The sequence below is a fragment of the Streptomyces sp. NPDC050743 genome (genome assembly GCF_044456925.1).
GTDB lineage: Bacteria > Actinomycetota > Actinomycetes > Streptomycetales > Streptomycetaceae > Streptomyces.
This window is the reverse complement of sequence record NZ_JBITGJ010000033.1, coordinates 1-21,791: the sequence shown is the minus strand read 5'-3', so window position 1 is coordinate 21,791 and position 21,791 is coordinate 1. Positions and strand designations below refer to the sequence as shown.

The 21,791-nt window shown below is 73.6% G+C and carries 20 protein-coding genes; 8 read left to right on the top strand and 12 right to left on the bottom strand.

Annotated features, from left to right (window positions below; translation table 11 throughout):
* Positions 1 to 4: 4 nt before the first annotated feature.
* On the top strand, positions 5 to 757 hold the full coding sequence (locus tag ACIBJF_RS27730; RefSeq protein WP_399177706.1) for a class I SAM-dependent methyltransferase: 753 nt from the start codon (positions 5 to 7) through the stop codon (positions 755 to 757).
* Here ACIBJF_RS27730 and ACIBJF_RS27725 read toward each other — a convergent pair.
* The 6 genes from ACIBJF_RS27725 to ACIBJF_RS27700 all read right to left on the bottom strand — a co-directional run bounded on the left by ACIBJF_RS27725 (position 727) and on the right by ACIBJF_RS27700 (position 6,180).
* Entirely contained in the window at positions 727 to 1,470 is a 744-nt protein-coding gene (locus ACIBJF_RS27725; protein ID WP_399177704.1) for a GntR family transcriptional regulator, read from the bottom strand. The genes ACIBJF_RS27730 and ACIBJF_RS27725 overlap by 31 nt on opposite strands.
* A gap of 152 nt (positions 1,471 to 1,622) precedes the next feature.
* Positions 1,623 to 2,789, bottom strand: coding sequence for a serine hydrolase domain-containing protein (locus tag ACIBJF_RS27720; RefSeq protein ID WP_399177702.1), 1,167 nt, complete (start codon positions 2,787 to 2,789; stop codon positions 1,623 to 1,625).
* A gap of 118 nt (positions 2,790 to 2,907) precedes the next feature.
* Positions 2,908 to 3,876, bottom strand: a complete 969-nt coding sequence (locus ACIBJF_RS27715; RefSeq protein WP_399177700.1) for an acetylxylan esterase — start codon at positions 3,874 to 3,876, stop codon at positions 2,908 to 2,910.
* Positions 3,877 to 3,978: 102 nt separating this feature from the next.
* A complete protein-coding gene (locus tag ACIBJF_RS27710; protein WP_399177698.1) occupies positions 3,979 to 4,563 on the bottom strand; it encodes a hypothetical protein in 585 nt (194 codons plus the stop codon).
* A gap of 218 nt (positions 4,564 to 4,781) precedes the next feature.
* On the bottom strand, positions 4,782 to 5,489 hold the full coding sequence (locus ACIBJF_RS27705) for a ferredoxin reductase (RefSeq protein ID WP_399177809.1): 708 nt from the start codon (positions 5,487 to 5,489) through the stop codon (positions 4,782 to 4,784).
* A gap of 85 nt (positions 5,490 to 5,574) precedes the next feature.
* The gene (locus ACIBJF_RS27700; RefSeq protein ID WP_399177697.1) at positions 5,575 to 6,180 is read right to left on the bottom strand and encodes a sulfite oxidase-like oxidoreductase; all 606 of its coding nucleotides are present in this window, start codon (positions 6,178 to 6,180) and stop codon (positions 5,575 to 5,577) included.
* A gap of 180 nt (positions 6,181 to 6,360) precedes the next feature.
* Between ACIBJF_RS27700 and ACIBJF_RS27695 the strand changes: the two genes are divergently transcribed.
* The gene (locus ACIBJF_RS27695) at positions 6,361 to 7,284 is read left to right on the top strand and encodes an NADP-dependent oxidoreductase (protein ID WP_399177695.1); all 924 of its coding nucleotides are present in this window, start codon (positions 6,361 to 6,363) and stop codon (positions 7,282 to 7,284) included.
* Entirely contained in the window at positions 7,281 to 8,042 is a 762-nt protein-coding gene (locus ACIBJF_RS27690) for a GNAT family N-acetyltransferase (protein WP_399177693.1), read from the top strand. Before ACIBJF_RS27695 ends, ACIBJF_RS27690 begins: the two co-directional genes overlap by 4 nt.
* Positions 8,043 to 8,080: 38 nt before the next feature.
* Here the strand turns inward: ACIBJF_RS27690 and ACIBJF_RS27685 are convergent, their stop codons facing one another.
* Entirely contained in the window at positions 8,081 to 8,479 is a 399-nt protein-coding gene (locus tag ACIBJF_RS27685; RefSeq protein ID WP_399177807.1) for a MarR family winged helix-turn-helix transcriptional regulator, read from the bottom strand.
* Positions 8,480 to 8,605: 126 nt separating this feature from the next.
* Between ACIBJF_RS27685 and ACIBJF_RS27680 the strand changes: the two genes are divergently transcribed.
* Positions 8,606 to 9,709, top strand: coding sequence for a hypothetical protein (locus ACIBJF_RS27680; protein WP_399177692.1), 1,104 nt, complete (start codon positions 8,606 to 8,608; stop codon positions 9,707 to 9,709).
* 123 nt (positions 9,710 to 9,832) lie between these two features.
* Here the strand turns inward: ACIBJF_RS27680 and ACIBJF_RS27675 are convergent, their stop codons facing one another.
* From ACIBJF_RS27675 to ACIBJF_RS27665, 3 genes are read right to left on the bottom strand one after another with little or no spacing between them, the layout of a single operon-like run.
* The gene (locus ACIBJF_RS27675) at positions 9,833 to 11,074 is read right to left on the bottom strand and encodes a VWA-like domain-containing protein (protein WP_399177690.1); all 1,242 of its coding nucleotides are present in this window, start codon (positions 11,072 to 11,074) and stop codon (positions 9,833 to 9,835) included.
* Positions 11,071 to 12,297 (bottom strand): AAA family ATPase, encoded by a 1,227-nt coding sequence (locus tag ACIBJF_RS27670; RefSeq protein ID WP_399177688.1) that lies wholly within the window; start codon positions 12,295 to 12,297, stop codon positions 11,071 to 11,073. The genes ACIBJF_RS27675 and ACIBJF_RS27670 overlap by 4 nt, the downstream gene beginning before the upstream one ends.
* Before the next feature lie 57 nt (positions 12,298 to 12,354).
* On the bottom strand, positions 12,355 to 13,941 hold the full coding sequence (locus ACIBJF_RS27665; protein WP_399177686.1) for a hypothetical protein: 1,587 nt from the start codon (positions 13,939 to 13,941) through the stop codon (positions 12,355 to 12,357).
* Between the two features lie 223 nt (positions 13,942 to 14,164).
* Here ACIBJF_RS27665 and ACIBJF_RS27660 point away from each other — a divergent pair, with 223 nt between their 5' ends.
* The gene (locus ACIBJF_RS27660; RefSeq protein ID WP_399177684.1) at positions 14,165 to 14,977 is read left to right on the top strand and encodes a putative protein N(5)-glutamine methyltransferase; all 813 of its coding nucleotides are present in this window, start codon (positions 14,165 to 14,167) and stop codon (positions 14,975 to 14,977) included.
* A 3-nt stretch (positions 14,978 to 14,980) separates the two neighbouring features.
* Here ACIBJF_RS27660 and ACIBJF_RS27655 read toward each other — a convergent pair whose 3' ends face one another.
* Entirely contained in the window at positions 14,981 to 17,059 is a 2,079-nt protein-coding gene (locus ACIBJF_RS27655) for a SpoIIE family protein phosphatase (RefSeq protein WP_399177683.1), read from the bottom strand.
* A 313-nt stretch (positions 17,060 to 17,372) separates the two neighbouring features.
* Between ACIBJF_RS27655 and ACIBJF_RS27650 the strand changes: the two genes are divergently transcribed.
* On the top strand, positions 17,373 to 18,254 hold the full coding sequence (locus tag ACIBJF_RS27650) for a hypothetical protein (protein ID WP_399177681.1): 882 nt from the start codon (positions 17,373 to 17,375) through the stop codon (positions 18,252 to 18,254).
* A gap of 104 nt (positions 18,255 to 18,358) precedes the next feature.
* Positions 18,359 to 18,730: a hypothetical protein gene (locus tag ACIBJF_RS27645; RefSeq protein ID WP_399177679.1), complete on the top strand. Its 372-nt coding sequence runs from the start codon at positions 18,359 to 18,361 to the stop codon at positions 18,728 to 18,730.
* A gap of 9 nt (positions 18,731 to 18,739) precedes the next feature.
* On the opposite strand, the gene ACIBJF_RS27640 is transcribed toward ACIBJF_RS27645, so the two are convergent.
* Positions 18,740 to 19,153, bottom strand: coding sequence for a tautomerase family protein (locus ACIBJF_RS27640; protein WP_399177805.1), 414 nt, complete (start codon positions 19,151 to 19,153; stop codon positions 18,740 to 18,742).
* 160 nt (positions 19,154 to 19,313) lie between these two features.
* On the opposite strand from ACIBJF_RS27640, the gene ACIBJF_RS27635 reads away from it, so the two are divergent.
* Positions 19,314 to 21,329 (top strand): FAD-dependent oxidoreductase, encoded by a 2,016-nt coding sequence (locus ACIBJF_RS27635; protein ID WP_399177677.1) that lies wholly within the window; start codon positions 19,314 to 19,316, stop codon positions 21,327 to 21,329.
* Positions 21,330 to 21,791: the final 462 nt, after the last annotated feature.

The window sequence follows — 21,791 nt, the reverse complement described above, 5'->3', positions numbered from 1 at the left end:
GAAGATGTTCGGTCCCGAAGGCCCCAGTCTGCGTGAACTCGCCGTGCAGGCGCTGTCGTCCGTCGAGCACGGCTACGACCTGCTCGCCCCGAAGTTCGACCACACGCCCTTCCGGACGCCGGACGACGTACTGGGATCCGTGGCGAAGGCACTCACCCCGCTCGGCCCGTTCGAGGACGGGCTCGACCTGTGCTGCGGCACGGGCGCGGGCGCCGAGGTGCTGACCGGGCTGTGCCGCCGGAGCGTCACCGGGGTGGACTTCAGCGCCGGCATGCTGGACGTCGCCCGGCACCGGGTGCGGCCCGCCGGCGGGCCCGAGGTCGCCTGGGTGCGCGGCGACGCCCGGGCCCTGCCGTTCGCGGCCGCCTTCGATCTCGTGGTCTCCTTCGGGGCGTTCGGTCACTTCCTGCCGCGCGAGCTGCCGGGGCTCTTCGCCCAGGTCCACTCCGTCCTGCGGCCGGGCGGCCGGTTCGCCTTCCCGGTGCTCGCCCCGCCCCGTCCGACCCAGGCCGGCTTCTGGATGCTGCTCGGCTTCGACGCGGTGATGCGGGTGCGCAACGCCCTGTGGCGGCCGCCGTTCGTCATGTACTTCCGGGCCTTCCGACTCGGCGGCGTGCTCGGCGAGTTGGGCCGCGCCGGGTTCTCCGTCGAGCTGCACGGCCTGCCCGAGTTCGGGCGGCGCGGCGACGGCGGCCCGCGGGCCCGGCTGGTGGTGGCCCGGCGGGTTCAGCCGGCCGCGGGCAGTGTGAACTCGTAGACCAGCTCGTCCCGTTCGGCGTCCACCACCAGATCGGTGATCTCCAGCGGCCGGGCGTACTGGTCGTGCACCCGCCGGGTCACCCGTACCGATGCGGCGCCGTCGACCTGGGTGATGGCGTCGCGGTGGTGCAGGGACAGGCCGGCCTTGCGCATCCAGTCGTAGGCGCGGCGCAGTTGCGCGGGGGTGCTGCCGTCGGCCCGGCCCCGGTAGCGGGCCAGCTCCGCCACCTCGGCCAGCGCCACCGCCGAGAACGACGTCACCGCCGTGCGCAGCGACCGGCCGTCCGGCGTGGCCGACCGGTAGCGGTGCACCAGCGTCGGCCGGTGCGGGGCCAGACCCAGCGCCCGTGCGTGCTCCTCCGGCGGCGTCTCCCAGGTCACCGTGGCCCGGTCGACCGCGGACGGGTCCGCCGAGCGGGCGCCGAGCGGGAAGGCGGGCGTCCCCGGCGTCGCGAGCGGCCGGGCGGGCAGCGTCGCATGGCTGCCCCTGCGGTCGGTGGCGACGGCACCGCTGCGGCGCAGCACCTCCAGTGCCTGCCGGACGGTCTCCCGGCTGACCTGGAAATACGCGGCCAAGTGCCGTTCGCCCGGCAGCCGTTCACCCGGCGGAATGCTGCCGGCGCGCAGTTCGTCGAGGAGCAGCGCCGCGATCCGCCCGTACAGGGGCCGGTCGTCGCTCTGCGCGGGTTCGTGCGGGGTGGTGCGGGCCATGCCGCGCCCTCCTGTTGTGACTAGACGTAGTCGTGCGGGCTCGTTGCGCGACCACACTTAGCATTGGTCTAAACCACGAGGGAAGAGCGGTCCGCCGGTTCGGCCGAAACCCACCCGCAACCCACCCGCGAAGCACCCGGGCCGTCACGCCGTCACAAGGCGCTGTACAGGGCGTCGATCAGCGCCATCTTCCGTGGGTCGTCGGCGATGCGCGGCCCCATCCGGTTCATCACGTATCCCAGCGACACGCCCGCCTCCGGGTCGGCGAGTCCGCACGAGCCCCCGAAACCGTCATGACCGAAAGCCCGCGGATTCGGGCCGTACGACCCGTTCGACCCGCTCAGCCACAGGCCGAGCCCGATCTCGGTCTCACCGTCCAGGCCCGCGCCCAGCACCAGGTCGCGGCAGCTCCCCTGGCCCTCGCGCACCCGCTCCGCCGCCTCCGGTGACAGGATGCGCCGCCCGCCGTGGGAGCCGCGCCCGGCGAAGACGCCGTACAGCGCGGCGACGGCGCGTGCGGTGCCGTGCCCGTTCGCCGCGGGGATCTCCGCCGCGCGCCACTCGGGCGTGTTCGCCTCCGCCGCCCCGACCACCGGATTGGTCAGCGCCGCCAGCGCGGCGGGCGTCAACTGGCTGAAGATCGCCGCCTGTTCACTGCGGGACGCGGCCGGCGGATGCACCATCTCGGCCGCCCGGCCCGCCTCCTTCGCCGGCAGCCCGACCGTGAAGTCGATCCCGAGCGGCCCGGTCACCTCCCGCTCCAGGAAGGCCCCCGGCCGCAGCCCCGAGATCCGCCGGACGACCTCGCCGACCAGGAAGCCGTACGTCAACGCGTGGTACCCGGAGCGGGTGCCCGGCTCCCACCACGGCTCGGTCGCCGCCAGCCGGGCGGTCGTCAGCTCCCAGTCGTACAGGTCCGCCAGGGAGTGCTGCTCGCGCAGCCCGGACAGCCCGGCGCGGTGCGACAGCAGATGCCGTACGAGCACCTTCTCCTTGCCCGCCGCCGCGAATTCCGGCCAGTAGGCGGCAACGGGCGCGTCGAGGTCGAGCAGGCCCCGGTCGGCGAGGAGATGCGCGCACAGCGCCACCGGGCCCTTGGTGGTGGACCACACGTTCACCAGCGTGTCGCGTTCCCAGGGCCGGATGCCGGCCGCGTCCGCCCAGCCGCCCCAGAGGTCCACCACCGTGGTGCCGTCGACGGTCACCGCCATCGCGGCGCCCAGTTCGCCCCGCTCCCGGAAGTTGTCCTCGAACGCCTCGCGCACCGCCGCGAAGCGCGCGTCGCAGTGGCCGTGGACCTGTGTCTCGTGCGCGGACATGGGACCTCCGTCGTCGCCGGAAACCCGGGCCGCGACGCTGCGACCCGGGTCCCCCGAACGTACCGACTGGTCGGACTGGAGGGAAGTGCCCGGCGTACTCCGGTGCCCGCCCGCCGCCTCAGGCGTACGACCGCAGCCAGCGCAGCTTCTCCACCTCGTGGAAGGGGCCGCCGCCCTCGTGGTCGTTGAAGTCGTAGACCTCGATCGCCTTGTCCTCGTGCGCCCAGGCGTTGAACGCGGCGAACACGGTCGACGGCGGGCAGGTCTGGTCCTCCAGCGCCGCCGAGAAGAGGGCCGGCGCCCGGCCGCGGGCCGCGAAGTGCACCCCGTCGAAGTAGGACAGCGTGCGCAGCACCTCCGCCGAGCGGCCCCGGTGCGTCTTGAGGAACAGTCCGATCTCGCGGTAGGGGTGCCGGTCCGTCAGCGTGGTCGCGCGCGGGAAGTCGCACAGGAACGGCACGTCCGGCGCCACCGCCACCAGGTCGGGGACCAGGCCGCCGACGGCCAGGGTGATGCCGCCGCCCTGGCTGGCGCCGAGCGCCACGGTACGCGCCGCGTCGGTCAGCGGATGCGAACGGGCCGCCTCGACGGCGCGTACGGCGTCCGTGAAGACCCGGCGGTAGTAGTAGTTCTCGGGCGCGTCGATGCCCCGCGTCATGAAGCCGGGGTACGCCGGGGCCGCGCCGACGGGGTCCGCCGTGCCGCCCCCGGCGCCCCAGGCGCTGCCCTGGCCGCGGGTGTCCATCACGAAGTGCGCCCGGCCCGTCGAGGCCCACAGCAGGCTCTCGTGCGGCAGCCCGCGCCCGCCGCCGTAGCCGACGAACTCCACGACCAGCGGCAGCGGTTCGGTCGCGCCGGCCGGCAGCCGGAGCCAGCCCCTGACCGGGTGACCGCCGAACCCGGCGAACGTCACGTCGTACACCTGGACCGTCGACAGTCCGGTGTCCACCGGCTCGAAGCGGGCGTCCAGCTCGTGTTCGCGTGCCTCCTCCAGGGTCTTGTCCCAGAAGGCGTCGAAGTCCTCGGGCTCGGTGGACGCGCTGCGGTGCTTGCGGAGTTCCTCCAGGGGCAGGTCGAACAGGGCCATCTACAACCACCTTTGCGAAGGGAGACTGCGTCAGCTCACCGTACGTGGGTGCCGGATGGCTGACCAGTAAGCGGTTGCCCCCTGTCGGGGGCCGGATACCTGTCAAGCCCGGGGCTGGGTCCACCTCGGTCCCGTCCGCGCCCACTCCCGTTCCCACTCCGCCAGCCGGTGGCGCAGCGCGATCCGGCGCTCGACGGCGTGCCCGAGGAGCACGAAGGCCGCCGTGCCGCCCGCCGCCACCAGCCCGACGGTCACCGTGTGCTGCCAGACCGCCGCGTTGTCCGGCGGCGGCGCGACACCGCGGCCCCGCGCGTCGAGCCACACCGGGACCGTGTCACCGGTACGGGTCCCCGCCGGCACCCGGGCCCACGCCGTACGGGTCCCCTTGCCGGGCTCGGTCCAGCGGACGTGGGCGCGGTACGGGTACGCGCGGTCGCCCTGCGTGCCGGGCAGCCGCTCGGGCGGGTCGCCGAACACCTGCGCGCGCACCTGGTGGCGCTCGGCCCGCTGGGTGGCCGCGACACTCCGGGCCGTGTCATGCGCGCGCAGACCCGCGGCCACGCCGACCAGCGGTGTGACCACGAACAGAAGGACGGCGACGATCAGCACCGTCCACGCCTCCACGACATCCGAGTGGCGCCGCAGCGGATTGCGCCGCCAGCGCCAGCCACGCACCCGGGTACGCATGTCCACCTCCTCGCACCGTCGCAGCCGGAGAGCCGACGAGCCGGTCCCTCAGGCCCGTCACCCCCTCCGCCGCTCACGCACACGAGCGTCCACACCCGTCTCGTACCCCGTACGGAGCACCTCGCTCACGCCGAGAACCGCGAGTTCAAGCCCACCTGGAGCACGGAACGCGCCATGCGCCCCACGGTCGCGCGAACGACCCCGGCGCGCGACTGGGGTCAGCCGAAGCGCTCGATCCGGATCCGGTCCACCGGCTGGCCCACAGCGACCAGCAGGCGGGACGCGTGTTCGGCGAACCCGTTGGATCCGCACACATAGGCCTCCCACCCACCGGGAGGCTGTTCGGCCAGGAGCGGCGCCACATGTGCGGTCGCCATACGTCCCACGGGCACACCCTGTGGGGCGCTGCGAGTGAAGACGGGCGTGGTCTCCGGGCCCAGCTCGGCCGCGTAGATCAGTTCCTCGGGGCTGCGCGCGGACACCAGCATGCGCAGCGGCACGGTGAGAGCGCGGTCGCGGTGGTGCCGCACCATCGACATCAGCGGGACGATCCCGGAGCCGGCGCCGATCAGCAGAGCGGGCCGGTCGCCGGGCCAGGCGAAGAAGCCGCTCAGCGGCCCGCGCACCTCGACCGTGTCACCGGGGCGGGCGACCGTGTGGAACCAGCCGGACACCTCGCCGTCCGGCACCCGGTCCAGGGTCAGCTCGATGTGCCCGGAGTCGTCCGGCGCCGACGCGATCGAGTAGTGGCGCTGGGCCGCGTAACCGTCCGGCGCGGTCAGGCGCAGCATCAGATGCTGGCCCGGCAGATGCCCCGCCCATCCCGGCACCGCCAGCCGGAAGGTTGCCGCGCGCGGCGTCTCACGCCGGATCTCCACCACCGTGGCGAGCTGCCACACGGCCGCCACCTGATTGCTCACCTCGATGCGTCCGGGTACGGCGAAGCGCCTCGCGGCAACGGCGGTGCCCTCGGTCGGGTCAGGGGCGGTGTTCGCGTTCGTCGTCACCGTGTCAGTCACCGGAGTACCGCTGCTCCTGCCAGGGGTTGCCGCGCTCGTGGTAGCCGTTGCCTTCCCAGAAGCCCGGCTCGTCGTGGTCGAGGAGGGTCAGGCCGGCGATCCACTTGGCGCTCTTCCAGAAGTACAGGTGGGGCACCAGCAGCCGCGCCGGGCCGCCGTGCTCGGGCGGCAGCGGCTCGCCGTCGTACTCCCAGACGATCCAGGCCCGCCCGCCCGTGAGGTCGGCGAGCGGCAGGTTGGTGGTGTAGCCGGTGTGGGAGCGGGCGACCACATGGGTGGCGGACACATGGGGCCGCACCACATGGAAGAACGCGTCCAGCGAGACCCCGCCGAAACGCACGCCGAACTTCGACCAACCGGTCACACAGTGGATGTCGCCGTCGTACGCCGACGCCGGCAGCGCGTGCGCCCCGTCCCAGTCCCAGGTGTGCGGCCGCTCGACCAGGCCGTCGATCCGGAAGGACCAGTCGGCCGGTGCGAGGTCGGGGGTGACCTCGGCGGACAGGACGGGCCAGTCCTCGCCCGCGTCGTACTGCCCGGGCGGCAGCCCCGGGTTGTGGACGCGCGGGCGGCCCGTGAAGCCTCGCGTAACGTTCATCCTTCAACCGTACGTTGTCCTTCCTTGTGCTCCGTCTCTCGTCCCCGACGTCAGGGCCGGATGATTGCGGCCGTATGAACTCTTTCGGGGCCGGGGAATAGGTTCGCGGCGCTTCTCCTTTGCGCTCGGTGCCGGCACCGGTACACCGGTGGCAGGGCGAGAGAAGCGAGGGAAAACAGCATGTCCAAGGCGTATGTCTACACGCGACACGGGGGACCGGAGGCCGAGGCGCTGGTCGATCTGGACCGCCCTGGTCCGGGCCCTGGCGAGATCCTGATCGCGGTCCGCGCGGCGGGCGTCAATCCCGTCGACTGGAAGCTGCGCCAGGGCTTCCGCCGCCCCGGCGAGGGCGAGCCTGTCTTTCCGGTGGTCTTCGGCAGCGAGGCCGCCGGCGTCGTGGCGGAGGTCGGCCCGGGAGTCACCGGCTTCGCCGCCGGCGACGAGGTGTTCGGCGGCGCCGCCCACGGCGCATACGCCGAGTACGCCCTGCTCACCGCCGACGTGACCGCCCACAAACCCGCCGCGCTGTCCTTCCGTGACGCCGCCACCCTCCCGGTCGCCGCCGCCACCGCCTACGACGGCGTCCGCCAGCTCGACCTGCCCGGTGGCTCGACCCTGCTGGTGACGGGCGCGGGCGGCGGCGTCGGCAGTGCGGCCGTGCAGATCGCCCGCGCCTTCGGACTGCGGGTCGTGGGCGTGGCGAGCGAGGGCAAGAGGGAGTTCGTGGAGTCGCTGGGCGCGGTGCACGTCTCCTCCGGCCCCGATCTGGTCGAGCGGGTGCGGTACGCCGCGCCGGACGGGATCGACGGCGTGTACGACCTGGTGGGCGGCCCGGTGCTCACCGAGGCCGCGGAACTGCTGAAGGACCGCGCCAAGCTGGTCACCGCGGGCTCGCCGCAGCAGGCCGTGGCCGCGCTCGGCGGCGCCGCCGTCCACCGGGTCCGCACCGCCGCCGTCCTCGAGGCGGTGGCCGACCTCGCCGTACGCGGCGCCCTGGATCCGCACGTCACCCGGGTCTTCCCGCTGGAGCAGGCCGGCCAGGCGCTGCGCGCCGTCGAGGACGGGCACGCCCTCGGCAAGATCGTGATCGAGGTGGCCGCGTGAGCGTCATAGCCGGAGCGGGCGTCGGCGACGGGCCTGCCGCCGACGCCCCGCACGTCCTCGACAATCCCGCCCTCGCCTCCCTGACCGGACCGCACGCCCATTTCGCCGAGCGGCGCGGCCGCGTGCTGCGCTACCCCGTCGACGTCTCTCCCTGGCTGGCGCTGCCCGACGAACCGGACGCGCGGGACTGGGCGGACCTGGCCGCGCTGGCCGGTCCCGGCGCGGAGATCCCGCTGCCGGGCTACCGTGGCGAGGTGCCGGACGGCTGGGAGATCACCTTCCGGATCGACGGCGTGCAGTTCGTGGACGACGGCCTCGCCGCCGCGCCGGACGCGGAGGCGGTGCGCCTCGGCCCGGCGGACGTACCCGAGATGCTCGACCTCGTGGCCCGCACCCGGCCCGGACCGTTCCTGCCGCGCACCGTCGAACTCGGCACCTACCTCGGCATCCGCTGTGCAGGGGCGCTGATCGCCATGGCGGGGGAGCGGCTCCACCCGCCCGGCTTCACCGAGATCAGCGCGGTCTGCACCGACCCCGCCTTCCGCGGCGAAGGCCTCGCCACCCGGCTGATCCTCGCGGTCGCCCACGGCATACGGGAGCGCGGCGAGACGCCCTTCCTGCATACCAGCGCCCAGAACACGGGCGCGATCCGGCTGTACGAGTCGCTCGGCTTCCGGCTGCGCCGCCGTACGGCGTTCCTCGCGGCGCGCGCCCCGGAGCGGCTGGCCGACGGGCGGGCCGCGGTCCCGGTGGCCTGACCGTCACGGGCCGGGGCGCGCCCGTGTCCCGGTGACCCTCACTCGGCCCCGCTCCCACCAGCATGCGCGTTGTACCGCTCCAGGTAGGCCGCGAAGCGCACCAGGTCCTCCTCCGGCCAGCCCGCGAGCCGCGCGCGGAACGCGGCCCGGCGGCTGCGGGTGACCTGGGCCAGGATCTCCCGGCCGGCCTCCGTCAGATGCAGCACCTGGACCCGGTGGTCCTCCGGGTCCAGGCGGCGCTCGATCAGCGCGGCCCGCTCCAGCGCGGCCACCTGGCGGCTGACGGTGGACTTGTCCAGCGCGTAGTGGGCGGCGAGATCCGTCGCCCGGCAGCCGCCCTGCTCCTCCAGGTGGCCGAGCAGGGTGTACGACACCAGGGACAGCTCGGGGTGCATACGGCCCGCCGAGGCCCGGGCCCGGCGGGCGAAGATGGTCATCTCGCGCTGGATCGTCTCGACGGCCGACTCCGCTGCGCTCACGGGAATACCTCCTCCGGCGTTCTAGTTGTATAGTACAACTTGAAGTGAAAGTTGTATAAGCCAACCTTTGGAGGTTCGCGCGCGATGAGGTCACCGGCACTGCGCCATGTGCTCACGCACCTGATCACCCCGCTGCTGATGTGCATAGGCATGGGGCTCGCGTACATGGGGGCCTTCGTGACCCCGGAGCCGCACCACCTGCCGGTCGCCGTCGTCGGCAGCGCCCCGAAGGCCAAGGTCTTCGCCCAGACCGTCAAGGACACCGCCGGGGACAAGCTGGACGTCCGCACGGTCGCGACCCGCGCCGACGCCGTCGACCTGCTGAAGTCCCGCGAGGTGACCGGCGCCTATGTGCCCAGTGCCAAGGCGCCCGAGCTGCTGGTGGCGAGCGCCGCCTCCGACATGGGCGCGACCGCGGTCGAGAAGGTCTTCACGCCGGTCGCCGCCGGGCAGGGCGTGCCGCTGAAGGTCACCGACGTGGCCGAGCCGGTCGCCGACGACCCCACAGGCCAGGGCCTGTTCTTCCTGCTGATCGCCCTCAGCATCGGCTCCTACGCCTCGGTCGCCGCCCTCGGTGCCGCGGGCGCCGCCCTCTCGATGCGGGTACGGGCGCTGCTCACGCTCGGTGTCTCCGCCGCGGTCAGCGGCATCGGAGCGCTCCTCGCCGGACCGGTGTTCCACCTCGCCCACCACGACCTCGCGGGCGTGTGGGGAATGGCCTGGCTGTACTCGGCCGGCATCCTCTTCATCGGCGTCGGCCTGCACACCTTCCTCAAGCGGTGGACCACGCTCACCATGATGGTGCTGTTCGTGATGCTCAACTTCACCAGCTCCGGCGGGTTGTTCCGCCCCGAGCTGCAGAACGGCTTCTTCGGCACGCTGCACGCCTTCTGGAACGGCGCCGGCTTCGTCGAGGGTGTCCGCAGCCTGCTGTACTTCGGCGACGACGGTCTGTCGCGCAACGTGTCGACGCTCGTGGTCTGGCTGCTCGTGGGCCTCGTCGTGACCGGGATCGCGGCCCTGTACGAGCGTCCCCGCCGGGCCCGGCACGCGGTCGGCCACCCCGGCACCGCGACGACCGAGCCCGAGGCGACTGGCACGCCCGCCGTGCCGCCGATGGAGCGGGAGGCGGCGCGGACGGCCGAGGAGGAGGCCGAGGAAGAGGTCGAGGAAACGGTCGGCGTCTGACCCGGCGCCTTCCGGGACGGGGAGCACGCCCGGCGACGGGCGGGGCTCCCTGCCGGCGCGTCACCGGACCAGCCCTCTGCCGGTACTTCGACGGGATGGGCCTCCTGCCGGTGCTCCACCCCGTCACCCCGCCGCCGACCCGATCGTCACCACCCGCGCCCACGCCGGCGGCGCGTCCGGCTGGTAGTCGGGACGGTCCTCGTCGTACGAGCCGCCGACCCGCGGAAACAGCCCCACCACCGTGCGGCACCGCGGCCGTTCGTCCGGCCATGGCGTCTGACCGTCAGTCAGGACCACGACGGCGTCGGGCCGGGTCCGCAGCGCGCGGGCGAACCCGGTGCGCAGATCCGTCCCACCGCCGCCCACCAGCTCGATGCCCTCCGTCCGGCACAGCGGCCGCACGGTCTGGGCCGCGGCGTCGCAGGACAGCACGGAGATCAGGTCCCGCCGGCCGCCCACGGCCCGGCAGATCGCGGTCACCTCCAGCAGAGCGCTGCCCAGTTCGGCGTCGCTGACCGACCCCGAGGTGTCGATGACGACGCACACCCGGGGCGGCCTGCGCCGCAGACTCGGCAGGACGATCCCGGGCAGCGCGGCCGCACGCCGCGCCGGCCGGCCGTGGCTGTAGTCCTCGCCCACCCCCGGAGCGGAGACCGCCGACCGCAGTGCCGAGCCAAGCAACTGCCGCCACGGCTGCGGCGGATGGAACACCTCCTCCGCCCACCGCCGCCAGCCCTGCGGGGCGCTGCCCGGGTGGCCCTTGATGCCCTGCGCCACCCGGAACCGGACCGCGTCCCGCTCCTGCTCGCTCAGCCCGTGCGCGCCGTCCGGCCCCAGCTCCCAGCCCCGGTCCCGCCCGTCGGCGCCGCTGCCGCAGTCCAGCCAGGCCAGCCGGGCAAGGCGCGGTCCGAGCCGGAACTGCCGCAGGTAGTCCTCCATGAGCTCGCCCGGCCGCAGCCCCAGCGTCCCTGGCGTCACGGCGTCTTCGGGGCGCACAAGCCCGTCGCCGTACACATCGTCGTTGATCTCGCAGTCGGCGGCGATGTTCATCCGCAGCCGCTCCGCCGGCCCGGTCAGCTGGTGCTCGCGGGCGAACCGGTCGCTGCGCCCGTGATGGTCGCGCAGCAGATGCGCCACCTCGTGCACCCACACCGCCGCCAGTTCCGCCACCGGTGTGCGGTCCACGAACGCCGGGGAGACATAGCACCGCCAGTACCGGTCGACGCCCATCGTCGGAACCTCCCGCGACTCCACCGGCCGCAGCGCGAACAGGGCGGTCGCCAGGTACGGCCGGGCCCGGGCCGCGTGCAGCCGCGCGGCGAACAGCTTGCCGCGGTCCAGCGCGCCGGGTGCGTCCGCCGTCATCGGCGTGCCCCGGCGACCCGGGCGGCCCGGTCGGCCCGCTGGGACAGCGACACCACCCCGGCGAGCCGCTCGACCGCCGCCGGCACGTCCCAGTCCTCCCGGCGCAGGGCGGCCAGCGTGGTCGCCGGGACGACCACCACGTCCGGTGCCCCGGTCTCCATCGCCCGCACCAACAAGGCCCAGGCCGCGTCCCAGCGCGCCCGCTCGGGGCGCCCTCGGACCGCGTCGACCACGCCGTCGAGCACGGCCTGCCGCAGATCCCCCCGCTCGGGCAGTTCGGCACCTGCCGGGTCGGCGAGCAGCGTCTCCGGGTCGGGCAGGTCCATCCGGTCCAGACTCGCCAGCAGTTCCAGCCCGGGGCCGTCCCCCACGGTGCCCCGGACCAGCAGCGACAGCACGTCCCGCGACGATCCGGCGGCGGTCGCGAAGGCGATCAGCCGCAGGGTCGCCTCCCAGCTCCGGGGCGACGGCCATGCGCCGCCCCGGCGGCTCTCGCCGCTCGGCAGCCGGTGCACCAACCCGGGCCGCGCTACGAGGAACGCGCACACCGCGCGCCGGGCGAAGGCCACGGCCTCGGACAGCCGCTCGGGGTCGAGCGCGGGCAGGGTCGCCCGCGGCCAGGTCCCGCCGAGGCCCCGTACGACGACGTCGTGGTCGTGGGCCCACTGCAGATGCACGAACCGGTTGGCCAGCGGCGGGCTGAGCTCCCAGCCGTCGGCCGCCGAGGAGCGCGGGTTGGCGGCGGCCACGATCCGCACCCCGGGCGGCAGCCGCAGCGCGCCGATCCGCCGCTCCAGCACGAGCCGCAGCAGGGCCGCCTGCACCGCGGGGGGAGCGGTGGACAGCTCGTCCAGGAACAGCAGGCCCCGCCCGGCCCGTACGAGCCGCACCGCCCAGTCCGGCGGGGCCATCGGGACGCCCTGCACCGCCGGATCGTCTCCGACGACGGGCAGGCCGGAGAAGTCGGACGGCTCGTGGACGCTCGCGATCACGGTCGTCAGCGGCAGGTCCAGGGTGGCGGCCAGCTGGGTCAGCGCCGCCGTCTTGCCGATGCCGGGCTCGCCCCACAGCAGCACCGGAAGATCGGCGGCCACGGCCAGGGTGAGCGCCTCCAGCTGTACGTCGGTGCGGGGTTCGGTGGTCGTCTCGCGGAGCAGGTCCAACAGGGCTTCGGCGACGTCGAGTTGAGGGGCGAGGGAGACAGGAGCGGTGGCAGCGGTCATGTGGGATCACCTGAAGGATGTAGGAGGGGGGTGAAGTCGGTGGAAGGGAAAGGAGGTTCAGAAGAAGGTGACGGTGCGGGACTGCCGTCGGGTGGGGCGGCGGCCTCGGCCGGTGCGGCGGCCCGGGTCGGTGGAGGTGCCGTCGGGGCCGGTCAGACCGGCCCGGTACAGCCCGTAGGCGATACGCCGCTCGGCGGCCGCCGTGAGCTCGTCCCGCAGCGGTCCCTCGCGCAGCACCGCGCCGGGACCGAGCAGCCCCTCGACCACGGCGAGGGCGCCTTGGGTGTCCCCGTGGTCCAGCCGTTCCCGGACACCGGCGAGGCAGTCGGGGCGCCGGTGCGCCTCGTCGATGACCCGCAGGCAGGGCAGTGGCGGCCCGCCGAGCGCGGCCAGCAGCTCCTCGCGCCGGATCTCCGCCGGATCGTGGTCCAGCGGCACCAGGACGCCGTCGGCCAGGCCGATCCGGTGCGTGGCTCCCCGGCACTCCACCCGACGCGCCTGTTCCACCGGGTCCGGATCGCGGACCGCACCCGGCGCCGAGTGGCCGGGCCACAGCGCGGCGGCGACCAGGGGATGCAGCCGCTCCGCGCCGAGCAGTCCGGCACGCAGCAACTCAAGATCGGGCGCCACCCAGGTCGCCGCATCGGGCAGCACCGGCACGGCGGACAGACCGCCCGGCGGAAGTTCGTCGACCATCCGCAGACCCGGCGCGCCGTCACGGCCTGCGACCTGGTGGAGCCCGCCTGGGTCCGGCGGTCCGTCGGCCGCGACGGCCCGGCGCCGGTCCTCGGCCGGGCTTGGGGCGTCGCCCTCGTCCGCGAGGTGGTGCGGTCGGTCATGGTGCCGGGGTCCGGCCGCCGGGTCCGTGGCCGGTTCGGCCGGGTGGGCCCCGCGCCGGTGCTCGGCGGGATCCGGCGCGTCACCCACGTCCGCCGCCACCGCCAGCACCAGTCGGCGACGGCCGCCGAGTCGTACGGCGAAGGTTCCGCCGGAGTGTCCTTCGGCGCGCAGCAGGATGCCCGCCTCGGCCGCCCACCGGCCGACGGCACAGCCATGCCCCGGCGGGACGAGACCCAGCGGATCGCGGTCGGGTGGCGCGGGACCGCCGGCGCCCGACCGCTCGCGCAGCTCGCCCGCCCTGGTCGCGTCCCACAGGTGCCGGTGCAGATCGAGCCGGTAGCGGCGGTTCGGGCGGGGATGCGGATGGCGGCCGGTGGGCGCCTCGGCCGGATCGAACAGGGCGAGGGTGATCCGCTGGCCGGCGTCCGCCCAGGCCGGTGGGGTACGGGCCACGAGATGCAGCGGGCCGGCCCGGCCGGGCCGCTCGTACCGGGCCAGCATCAGGGTCAGGCCGGGGCGCAGCAGCCCGTCGGGCGCGATCCTCGGCATGTGCCAGCGCAGCAGGTCCGGGGCGAGACTGCGGAGGTCGGCGCGGAGCCGGGCCGCGATCTCCCGGCCGTGGGCGCGGGCCACGGAACGCAGATCGAGGTCTACGTCGATCCGGGCGGCGGCACAGGCCCCCGCCCAGTCCCCGGCGGCGCGGCGGCCGGTGGCGAGCTCGATCATGGACGGTGGCACGGCGTACGTCCGTACGCGCAGCCACAGGGAAAGCCGGGAATCCCCGTACGCGGTGGAAGGGAGCATCAGCGCTCACCTTGCGCGGACGGGACCCCCGATCTCTGCGAGGCGTGAGTCGTCATCGCGGCGAGCGTAGCCGCCCGCCCGGCACCGCGCCACGTGTTTTTCCCGCAGGAAACCGGGCGCACCCCTTGGGGTATGGTGGCCGTCCGGTCGCGGACGGTGCACCGGCAGCGGTGACCGCGAGAGCGCCCTGAAGTCCCGCGCTCCGAAAGGCTTTCGGCCCCCCATGTCGTCTTCTGGTTCCCTGTCCTCCTCGTCCTCCTCTGCCCCTTCCTCCCATGCCACCCTCGTCTCGGCCCTCCGCGCCGCCGGGTGCGTCTTCGCCGAGGACGAGGCGGAGTTGATCCTCGCCACCGCCCGCACGCCCGAGGAAGCGGCCTCGATGGTGGACCGGCGCGCCGCCGGGCTTCCGCTCGAACACGTCCTGGGCTGGGCCGAGTTCCACGGTGTGCGGGTCACGGTGGAACCGGGGGTGTTCGTCCCCCGCCGCCGTACCGAGTTCCTGGTCGACCAGGCGCTGGCCCAGGCGCCGCGGGCGGGTGTCGTCGTGGACCTGTGCTGTGGCTCCGGCGCGCTCGGCGCGGCCCTCGCCGCCGCCCTGGACGGAGCCGAGGTGCACGCGGCCGACATCGACCCGGCCGCCGTACGCTGTGCCTCGCACAACCTCGCCGCCTTCGACGGCCGGGCCCACCAGGGCGACCTCTACGACGCCCTGCCCGCCGCGCTGCGCGGCCGCGTCGGCATCCTGACCGCCAACGTGCCGTACGTCCCCACCGCCGAACTGCCCCTACTGCCGGCCGAGGCCCGCGACCACGAACCGCGCGTCACCCTGGACGGCGGCGCCGACGGTCTGGACGTGCTGCGCCGGGTGGCCGCCGGGGCGCCCGAGTGGCTCGCACCGGGCGGCTGCCTGCTGACCGAGACCAGCGAACGCCAGGCACCGGCCGCCGTACGGATCTTCACGGACGCAGGCCTGACGGCCCGTCTTGCGGTGTCGGAGGAGCTGTCCGCGCACGTGGTGATCGGCGTACTGCCGTAGCCGTCAGGGCAGTTCCTGTGCCCGCGCGATGAGCAGGGCGACGTCGTCGTGGTTGTCGGGGTGGTGCAGGGTGCGCAGCAGGAAGTCGCAGGTCTCCTCCAGGGGGCGGGCCGGGTCGTCGAGCAGGGACAGCAGGAAGTCCAGGCGTTCGTCGAGGGAATGGGAGCGGGTCTCCACCAGCCCGTCGGTGTAGAAGACGAGTTCGTCGCCGGGCTCGAAGTCGACGGTGACGGTGGAGAAGGCGACCCCGCCCACGCCCAGCGGCACCCCGGTCGGCAGGTCGAGCAGTTCCGGCGGGCGGCCCGGGCGGAGACGGGCCGGCGGCAGATGGCCGGCGTTGGCGATCCGGCACTCCCGCAGATGCGGATCGTGCACGGCGTACATGCACGTCGCGATGGAGTGGTCCAGGGCCGACGTCGTCTTGTCCAGGTGCTCCAGCAGCAGCGCCGGGTCGAGGTCCAGGGCGGCCAGCGTGGTGGTCGCCGTGCGCAGCCGGCCCATGGTCGCGGCCGCGCTGAGCCCGCTGCCCATCACATCGCCCACCACGAGCGCGGTCTTGCCGCCCTCCAGCGGAATGACGTCGAACCAGTCGCCGCCGACCTCGCTGGTGGCCCCGGCGGGCTGGTACCGGGAGGCCACCTCCAGGCCGATCGTCTCCGGCGGCCGGCTGGGCAGCAGACTGCGCTGCAGGGTGAGGGCGGTGTTGCGGGCGTTCTGATACCAGCGCGCGTTGTCGATCTGCACGGCCGCGCGGGCGGCCAGTTCCCGGGCGAGCAGGACGTCGTCCTCGTCGAACGGCGCCGGATTGCGGGTGCGCTTGAGGTCCAGGGCGCCGAGCACCTCGCCGCGCGCGATCAGCGGTACCGCGAGATACGAGTGCAGTCCCGCGCGGCCCAGCAGTTCGGCCGACTCGGGGCAGCGGGCGATGCGCCGCAGGTCCTCGTCCTTCACCTGAGGCACCAGCAACGCCTCGCCGGAGCGCACGCACTCGGTGACCAGCCGGTCGGGTCCGTACCACGCGATCCGGCCGGGCGGATCGGCGGCCCGCACCGCGTCAGAGTCGTCCTGCGGAAGCACCGCGAGAGCCCGGATCATCGCCGACTCCGACGGTCCCAGCGTGCTGCGCCGGCCGTCCACCACCGAGTCCAGCAGGTCCACGGCGGCCACGTCGGCGAGTTCCGGTACGGCGACCTCGGCCAGCTCGCAGGCGGTGCGGTCCAGGTCGAGCGTCGTACCGATCCGGGCGGAGGCGTCGGCGATGACCGCGAGCCGGCGCCGTGCGGCCTCCGCCTCCAGGGAGGCCCGGTGCTGCTCGGTGATGTCGACGACCGAGACCGCGACGCCGAGCACATTGCCCATGGCGTCGTCGAGCCGGTACAGCGAATGCGCCCAGGTGTGGTCCTCGTCCGGGTCGGCGGGGGTACGGCCGACCAGCGTGTTGTCGATGACCGGCACGCCGGTGTCCAGCACCCGCCGGGCGTCGGTCTCCACCGGCTCGGAGTCCAGCATGGGCAGGACCTCGCGCATCGTCCGTCCCACGTGCTCGGCGGCCGGCACCCCGTTGATCTGCTCCAGGGCCGGGTTGACCGAGACGAACCGCAGGTCGGTGTCCAGGACGGCGTAACCGATCGGCGACTGCTTCACCATCCGCTCGGACAGCGCCACGTCCTGCTCGAGGCGCCGTACGGTCGACTGGTCGGCGCACAGACCGAGGGCGTACACGTCACCGCGGTCGTCCAGCAGCCGCATGTTGCGGAACTCCACCAGGCGGGTGCTGCCGTCCTTGTGCCGGATCGGGAAGCCGCCGGCCCAGCTCTGCCCGGTGCGCATCACATCGGCGAAGAGCTTGCCGACCAGCTCGAAATGGCGTTCGTGGACCATGAGCCGGGCCGCGTACTGGCCGAGGGCCTCGCCCGCGCTGTACCCGAACAGCTCCTCCGCCTGCGGGCTCCACAGCACGATCCGCCCGGTGGTGTCCAGCACCACCGAGGCCACGCCCAGCACATCGAGCAGGCCGCCGGGCCGCACCGGCCCGCGCACGGGCTCGCCGCCCTCCGTCACCGGAGCCTCGGCTGCACTCATGCCATGCACCGCCTTCGCCCGTCCGCACGGCACGCCGTCCCCCGTGCCGACTCCCCTTGATCCACCGCGCTCACACCCGACTCTCCGACGCCGTGCCGGTTACCTCCACCATCTCTCACCACAGCGGTGCGCGTCCGCCGAAGCCGTCACGCCGGGACCGAACTCCTGTCCCGGACATCCTGCACGCCCGTTCGGCGGACGGGGAGAGTTCACGCTCATGTTGCTGCATTGGCCTGTACATGACTAACGCGCCACGCCAGACTGTCCGCCGACCGAGTGTTCCCGCCCCCGCACCCCGCCCGAGGAGTCGGCCATGCCCGCGTCCGCCCGGCAACGTTGTCACGCAGTCCTCTGCGGACTCGTCACCCTCGCCACCGCCGCCGTCGTGTCCCTCGCCGCACCCGCGCCCGCCTCCGCCGCCGACAGCTGGACGGAGACCGGCTCCGACCGCGCCCGGCCGCTGGACGAGAGCCAGGGACTGACCTCCGTGGAGGTCCCCGCGAACAGCCCCAACCGCTACACCGGTATCGGCACCATTCCCCTCGGTGTCTCCAGCCGCGGCTGGAACCACGTCGGCGATCCCGATGCCTCGTACAACGGCTACTACATCGAGCCCTACCAGCAGGACTCCGGCAACTCGAAGATGTACCGCGTGCAGGCGCCCGACGGCACCTGGTCGGAGTACGTCCACACGCTGAGCCCCGGCGAGGCCCTGAACAACTCCTGGGACGCGGTCTCGCCCGACGGCCAGTGGATGCTCTCGGGCGAGTGGGGCACGATGAACCGGCTGCTGGTCTTCCCCACCCCCGGCGTCAACCCGTCCACCTCACCCTCGGCGAACCTCCCGCAGGTGTCCGCGGTCGACCTCGACCACGCCGTCCGCGACGTCCAGGGCTGCGACTTCTCCGGCCCCACCACCCTGCTGTGCTCCTCCGACGACCCGGACGGCAGCCTCTTCGGCCTCACCAAGCCGCTGCTCCAGATCGACCTGTCCGCCCCGCCGAACGGCTCCGGGGACGTCACCGGCCATGTCACCGCCCTGCGCCAGCTGCCGCTGCGCAGCTCCTGCTCCGGCACGTTCGAGGCGGAGGGCATCGACTACGACCGCCGCACCGGGATCCTGCGCGTGATCGTGATGTCGCCGGGCTTCTGTGTCCTGACCGACAGCAAGACCTACAAGTTCTCCCGCGGCTGAGCCCGCCTGGGGTGTGCCGACCGGCAGGTGGTGCTTTCCTGAGGGTGGACGCGGTTCGGCGGGGTACTCCCTTCCACCGCGGCGCGCCACGAAAGGAGCGATCAATGGCACACACGGAGCGGTCGCATCCCGAAACCGTCACGGTGGAGATCAGCGGTTCCAAGGAGGACGCCCGCCTCGTCTTCGACGCGCTGGGGTCGTGCTTCGCCTCCGACAGGGGTGCGGACGAGATCCCTCAGCAGCTCCACGAGGTCCGGCCGATGGTCTGGCTCGGCACGTACGACGTCGCGGACGCCCTGGGGCCGGGCTGTCCCCCGGTCCACCTCGGCGCCGCCGTCCAGGCGGACGTGCAGGGCGGCTACTGGGCCGTGGACCGGTTCCGGCACACCCTGGACTCGATGTTCACCGTCGAGGAGACCTGTACGGCCTCCGGCGACCAGGAGAGGGACCTGCATCTGCGGCTGCGCAGCCGCTGACCCTCTCGCCTACGAGAACGCCCCGGCCGGCTCCCCGCCGGCCGGGGCGTACTGCGCCTCGCCATTGCCGAAGGACCAGTCGGCGGACGTGTTCTCGGTGACGGTGACGACGACATTGCGCGGCGCGGTGCCGGTGCGCTCGTGCACCAGCTCGGCGATCCGCCGGTAGAGCGCGCGCTTCTGCTCCGGGGAGCGCCCCGAGCGCATGGTGACGGCCACGAACACCACCGCGTCGTCCTCGCGCACGCCCAGGTGGTCGCCGTGACGCAGGGTGCTCGTGGTGCCGTCGTGGCCGGTCAGCACCTGGAAGCGGTCTTCGGGCGGGACGCCGAGCGTCTCCACCAGGGCGTCCTGGACGGCCTGGCCGAGCGCGTCGAGCCGGGCGGGGTCGGAGCCGAGCGCGTCGATGCGGACGAAGGGTATGGTGGCGTCCTTTCGGGGCGGGCAGGGATCGGGCTCGTTGTGTACATACTAGTAGGTACAGAGTGGTCGGCGTCACCCCTCGGCGGTTGTGCAACTAGTTGCATAAAGGCTCTCGCGTCCTCTACAACAAGAGGCGACGACACCGCGCACGGAGGGCCCGATGAGCCGTTACCCGCACCTGATGACCCCGCTCGACCTGGGCTTCACCACCCTGCCCAACCGCGTGCTGATGGGCTCCATGCACGTCGGTCTGGAGGAGGCCGAGCGCGGCTTCGAGCGCATGGCTGCGTTCTACGCGGCCCGCGCCCGCGGCGGCGTGGGTCTCATCGTCACCGGCGGCATCGCGCCCAACGACGAGGGCCGGCCGTACGAGGGCGGCGCCAGACTCACCACCGAGGCGGAGGCCGAGCAGCACAAGGTGGTCACCGAGGCCGTGCACCGCGAGGGCGGCCGGATCGCGATGCAGATCCTGCACTTCGGGCGGTACGCCTACCACCAGGACCTCGTCGCACCCAGCCCGCTGCAGGCGCCGATCAGCCCCTTCGTGCCGCGCGAACTCACCGACGCCGACGTCGAGCGGACCATCGGCGACTACGCCCGCGCCGCCCGCCTCGCCCGGCAGGCCGGCTACGACGGCGTGGAGATCATGGGCTCCGAGGGCTACCTCGTCAACGAGTTCATCGCCGCGCAGACCAACCGGCGCACCGACCGCTGGGGCGGCTCCTACGAGAACCGCACGCGCTTCCCCGTCGAGATCGTGAAGCGCGTGCGCGAGGCCGTCGGCGAGGACTTCATCGTCATCTACCGGCTCTCCATGCTCGACCTGGTCCCGGGCGGCTCCTCCCTGGAGGAGGTGATCACCCTCGGCAAGGCGGTCGAGGCCGCCGGGGCGACGATCATCAACACCGGCATCGGCTGGCACGAGGCCCGCATCCCCACCATCGCCACCTCCGTCCCGCGCGGCGCCTACGCCTGGGTCACCAAGAAGCTCATGGGCGAGGTATCCGTGCCGCTGGTGACCACCAACCGCATCAACACCCCGGAACTCGCCGAGGAGTTGCTGGCCGGCGGCTACGCGGACATGGTCTCCATGGCCCGCCCGATGCTCGCCGATCCCGACTTCGTCGCCAAGGCGGCCGCCGGGACGCCCGAGGCCATCAACACCTGCATCGGCTGCAACCAGGCCTGCCTCGACCACACCTTCAGCGGGAAGATCACCTCCTGCCTGGTCAACCCGCGCGCCTGCCACGAGACCGAGCTGGAGCTCTCCCCGACCCGGCTGAAGAAGCGCGTCGCCATCGTCGGCGCGGGACCCGCGGGCCTTGCCTGCGCGGTGAGCGCCGCCGAGCGCGGCCACGAGGTCACGCTCTTCGACGCCGCGAGCGAGATCGGCGGCCAGCTCAACGTCGCCCGCAAGGTCCCCGGCAAGCAGGAGTTCGACGAGACGCTGCGCTACTTCCGCCACCAGCTCGACGCCCACGGGGTCGACGTACGCCTCGACACCTGGGTCACCGCCGAGACCGTGGCCGGCTACGACGAGGTCGTGGTCGCCACCGGTGTCACCCCGCGCACCCCGGACATCCCCGGCGCCGACCACCCGCGCGTCCTCGGCTACCTCGACGTGCTGCGGGACGGCGCGCCCGTCGGCGACCGGGTCGCCATCCTCGGCGCCGGCGGCATCGGCTTCGACGTCGCCGAGTACCTCACCGACGGCGGGGACAAGGCGAGCGAGGACCCCCGGACGTACTTCCGCAACTGGGGCGTCGACATGGACTACCAGGCTCCGGGCGGCCTCGCCGCGCCGCAGCGGCCCACCCCGCCCCGCCAGGTCCACCTGCTCCAGCGCAAGACCACCAAGGTCGGCGCGGGCCTGGGCAAGACCACCGGCTGGATCCACCGCACCGAGCTCAAGCACCGCGGCGTGACCATGGTCCCGGGCGTCCGCTACGACCGGATCGACGACGCCGGCCTGCACATCACCGTCGGCGAGGAGAGCACCGTGCTGGAGGTCGACACGGTGGTGCTGTGCACCGGCCAGGAGCCGCGCCGTGACCTGTACGAGGAGCTGGCCGCCGCCGGGCGCAGCGTCCATCTGATCGGCGGCGCGGACGTCGCGGCCGAGCTGGACGCCAAGCGGGCCATCAAGCAGGGCACGGAGCTGGCGGCGGCGCTGTAGGTCGGTCGGTCCGGTCCGGTTCGGTCGGTCCCGTAGGGGCGATCCCTAAGAGTCATCACGTAATGCTGTGATGTCCGCCCGGTGTCTGTGCGGAGCTGGCGCGCCTGGGTGGCGCGTGGTCCGTGCGGCCGGCTGCTCCGACGTGGGCCTTGTGCCGCTTGGTTGCGGGTCGGGTCTCATTCGGGGTTGGTCCGGTACCGGGTGGTGGTGTTTTGTCGAGCAGAGGCCCGTGACCGGGGTGTCCTGGCTTGAGGGCTGCCGCGTGGGTGCGGCCCCGTGCGGGGCGAGCACCGCGCTGCGGTTGACTCGACAGGGCTTCTTGCAGCCCTTGTGCGAAAACGATTCGTGTGTGGCGGGGGGGGGGCCGGGGGGGGGCCCCCCGGGGGGGGGGGGGCGGGCGCGGGCCGGGGGGGGGGGGGCCCCCGGCCGACAAACAGAACCCCCCCCCGCCCCCCCCGCCCC

Bases quoted from the DNA above. Each gene is read 5' to 3' on its own strand.
- ACIBJF_RS27680 (WP_399177692.1), top strand. From the start codon at position 8,606: ATGAGGTCACCGGCACTGCGCCATGTGCTCACGCACCTGATCACCCCG.
- ACIBJF_RS27715 (WP_399177700.1), bottom strand. From the start codon at position 3,876: ATGGCCCTGTTCGACCTGCCCCTGGAGGAACTCCGCAAGCACCGCAGC.
- ACIBJF_RS27710 (WP_399177698.1), bottom strand. From the start codon at position 4,563: ATGCGTACCCGGGTGCGTGGCTGGCGCTGGCGGCGCAATCCGCTGCGG.
- ACIBJF_RS27660 (WP_399177684.1), top strand. From the start codon at position 14,165: ATGTCGTCTTCTGGTTCCCTGTCCTCCTCGTCCTCCTCTGCCCCTTCC.
- ACIBJF_RS27635 (WP_399177677.1), top strand. From the start codon at position 19,314: ATGAGCCGTTACCCGCACCTGATGACCCCGCTCGACCTGGGCTTCACC.
- ACIBJF_RS27670 (WP_399177688.1), bottom strand. From the start codon at position 12,297: ATGACCGCTGCCACCGCTCCTGTCTCCCTCGCCCCTCAACTCGACGTC.
- ACIBJF_RS27730 (WP_399177706.1), top strand. From the start codon at position 5: ATGTTCGGTCCCGAAGGCCCCAGTCTGCGTGAACTCGCCGTGCAGGCG.
- ACIBJF_RS27665 (WP_399177686.1), bottom strand. From the start codon at position 13,941: ATGCTCCCTTCCACCGCGTACGGGGATTCCCGGCTTTCCCTGTGGCTG.
- ACIBJF_RS27700 (WP_399177697.1), bottom strand. From the start codon at position 6,180: ATGAACGTTACGCGAGGCTTCACGGGCCGCCCGCGCGTCCACAACCCG.
- ACIBJF_RS27695 (WP_399177695.1), top strand. From the start codon at position 6,361: ATGTCCAAGGCGTATGTCTACACGCGACACGGGGGACCGGAGGCCGAG.
- ACIBJF_RS27655 (WP_399177683.1), bottom strand. From the start codon at position 17,059: ATGAGTGCAGCCGAGGCTCCGGTGACGGAGGGCGGCGAGCCCGTGCGC.
- ACIBJF_RS27645 (WP_399177679.1), top strand. From the start codon at position 18,359: ATGGCACACACGGAGCGGTCGCATCCCGAAACCGTCACGGTGGAGATC.
- ACIBJF_RS27650 (WP_399177681.1), top strand. From the start codon at position 17,373: ATGCCCGCGTCCGCCCGGCAACGTTGTCACGCAGTCCTCTGCGGACTC.
- ACIBJF_RS27725 (WP_399177704.1), bottom strand. From the start codon at position 1,470: ATGGCCCGCACCACCCCGCACGAACCCGCGCAGAGCGACGACCGGCCC.
- ACIBJF_RS27675 (WP_399177690.1), bottom strand. From the start codon at position 11,074: ATGACGGCGGACGCACCCGGCGCGCTGGACCGCGGCAAGCTGTTCGCC.
- ACIBJF_RS27685 (WP_399177807.1), bottom strand. From the start codon at position 8,479: ATGACCATCTTCGCCCGCCGGGCCCGGGCCTCGGCGGGCCGTATGCAC.
- ACIBJF_RS27720 (WP_399177702.1), bottom strand. From the start codon at position 2,789: ATGTCCGCGCACGAGACACAGGTCCACGGCCACTGCGACGCGCGCTTC.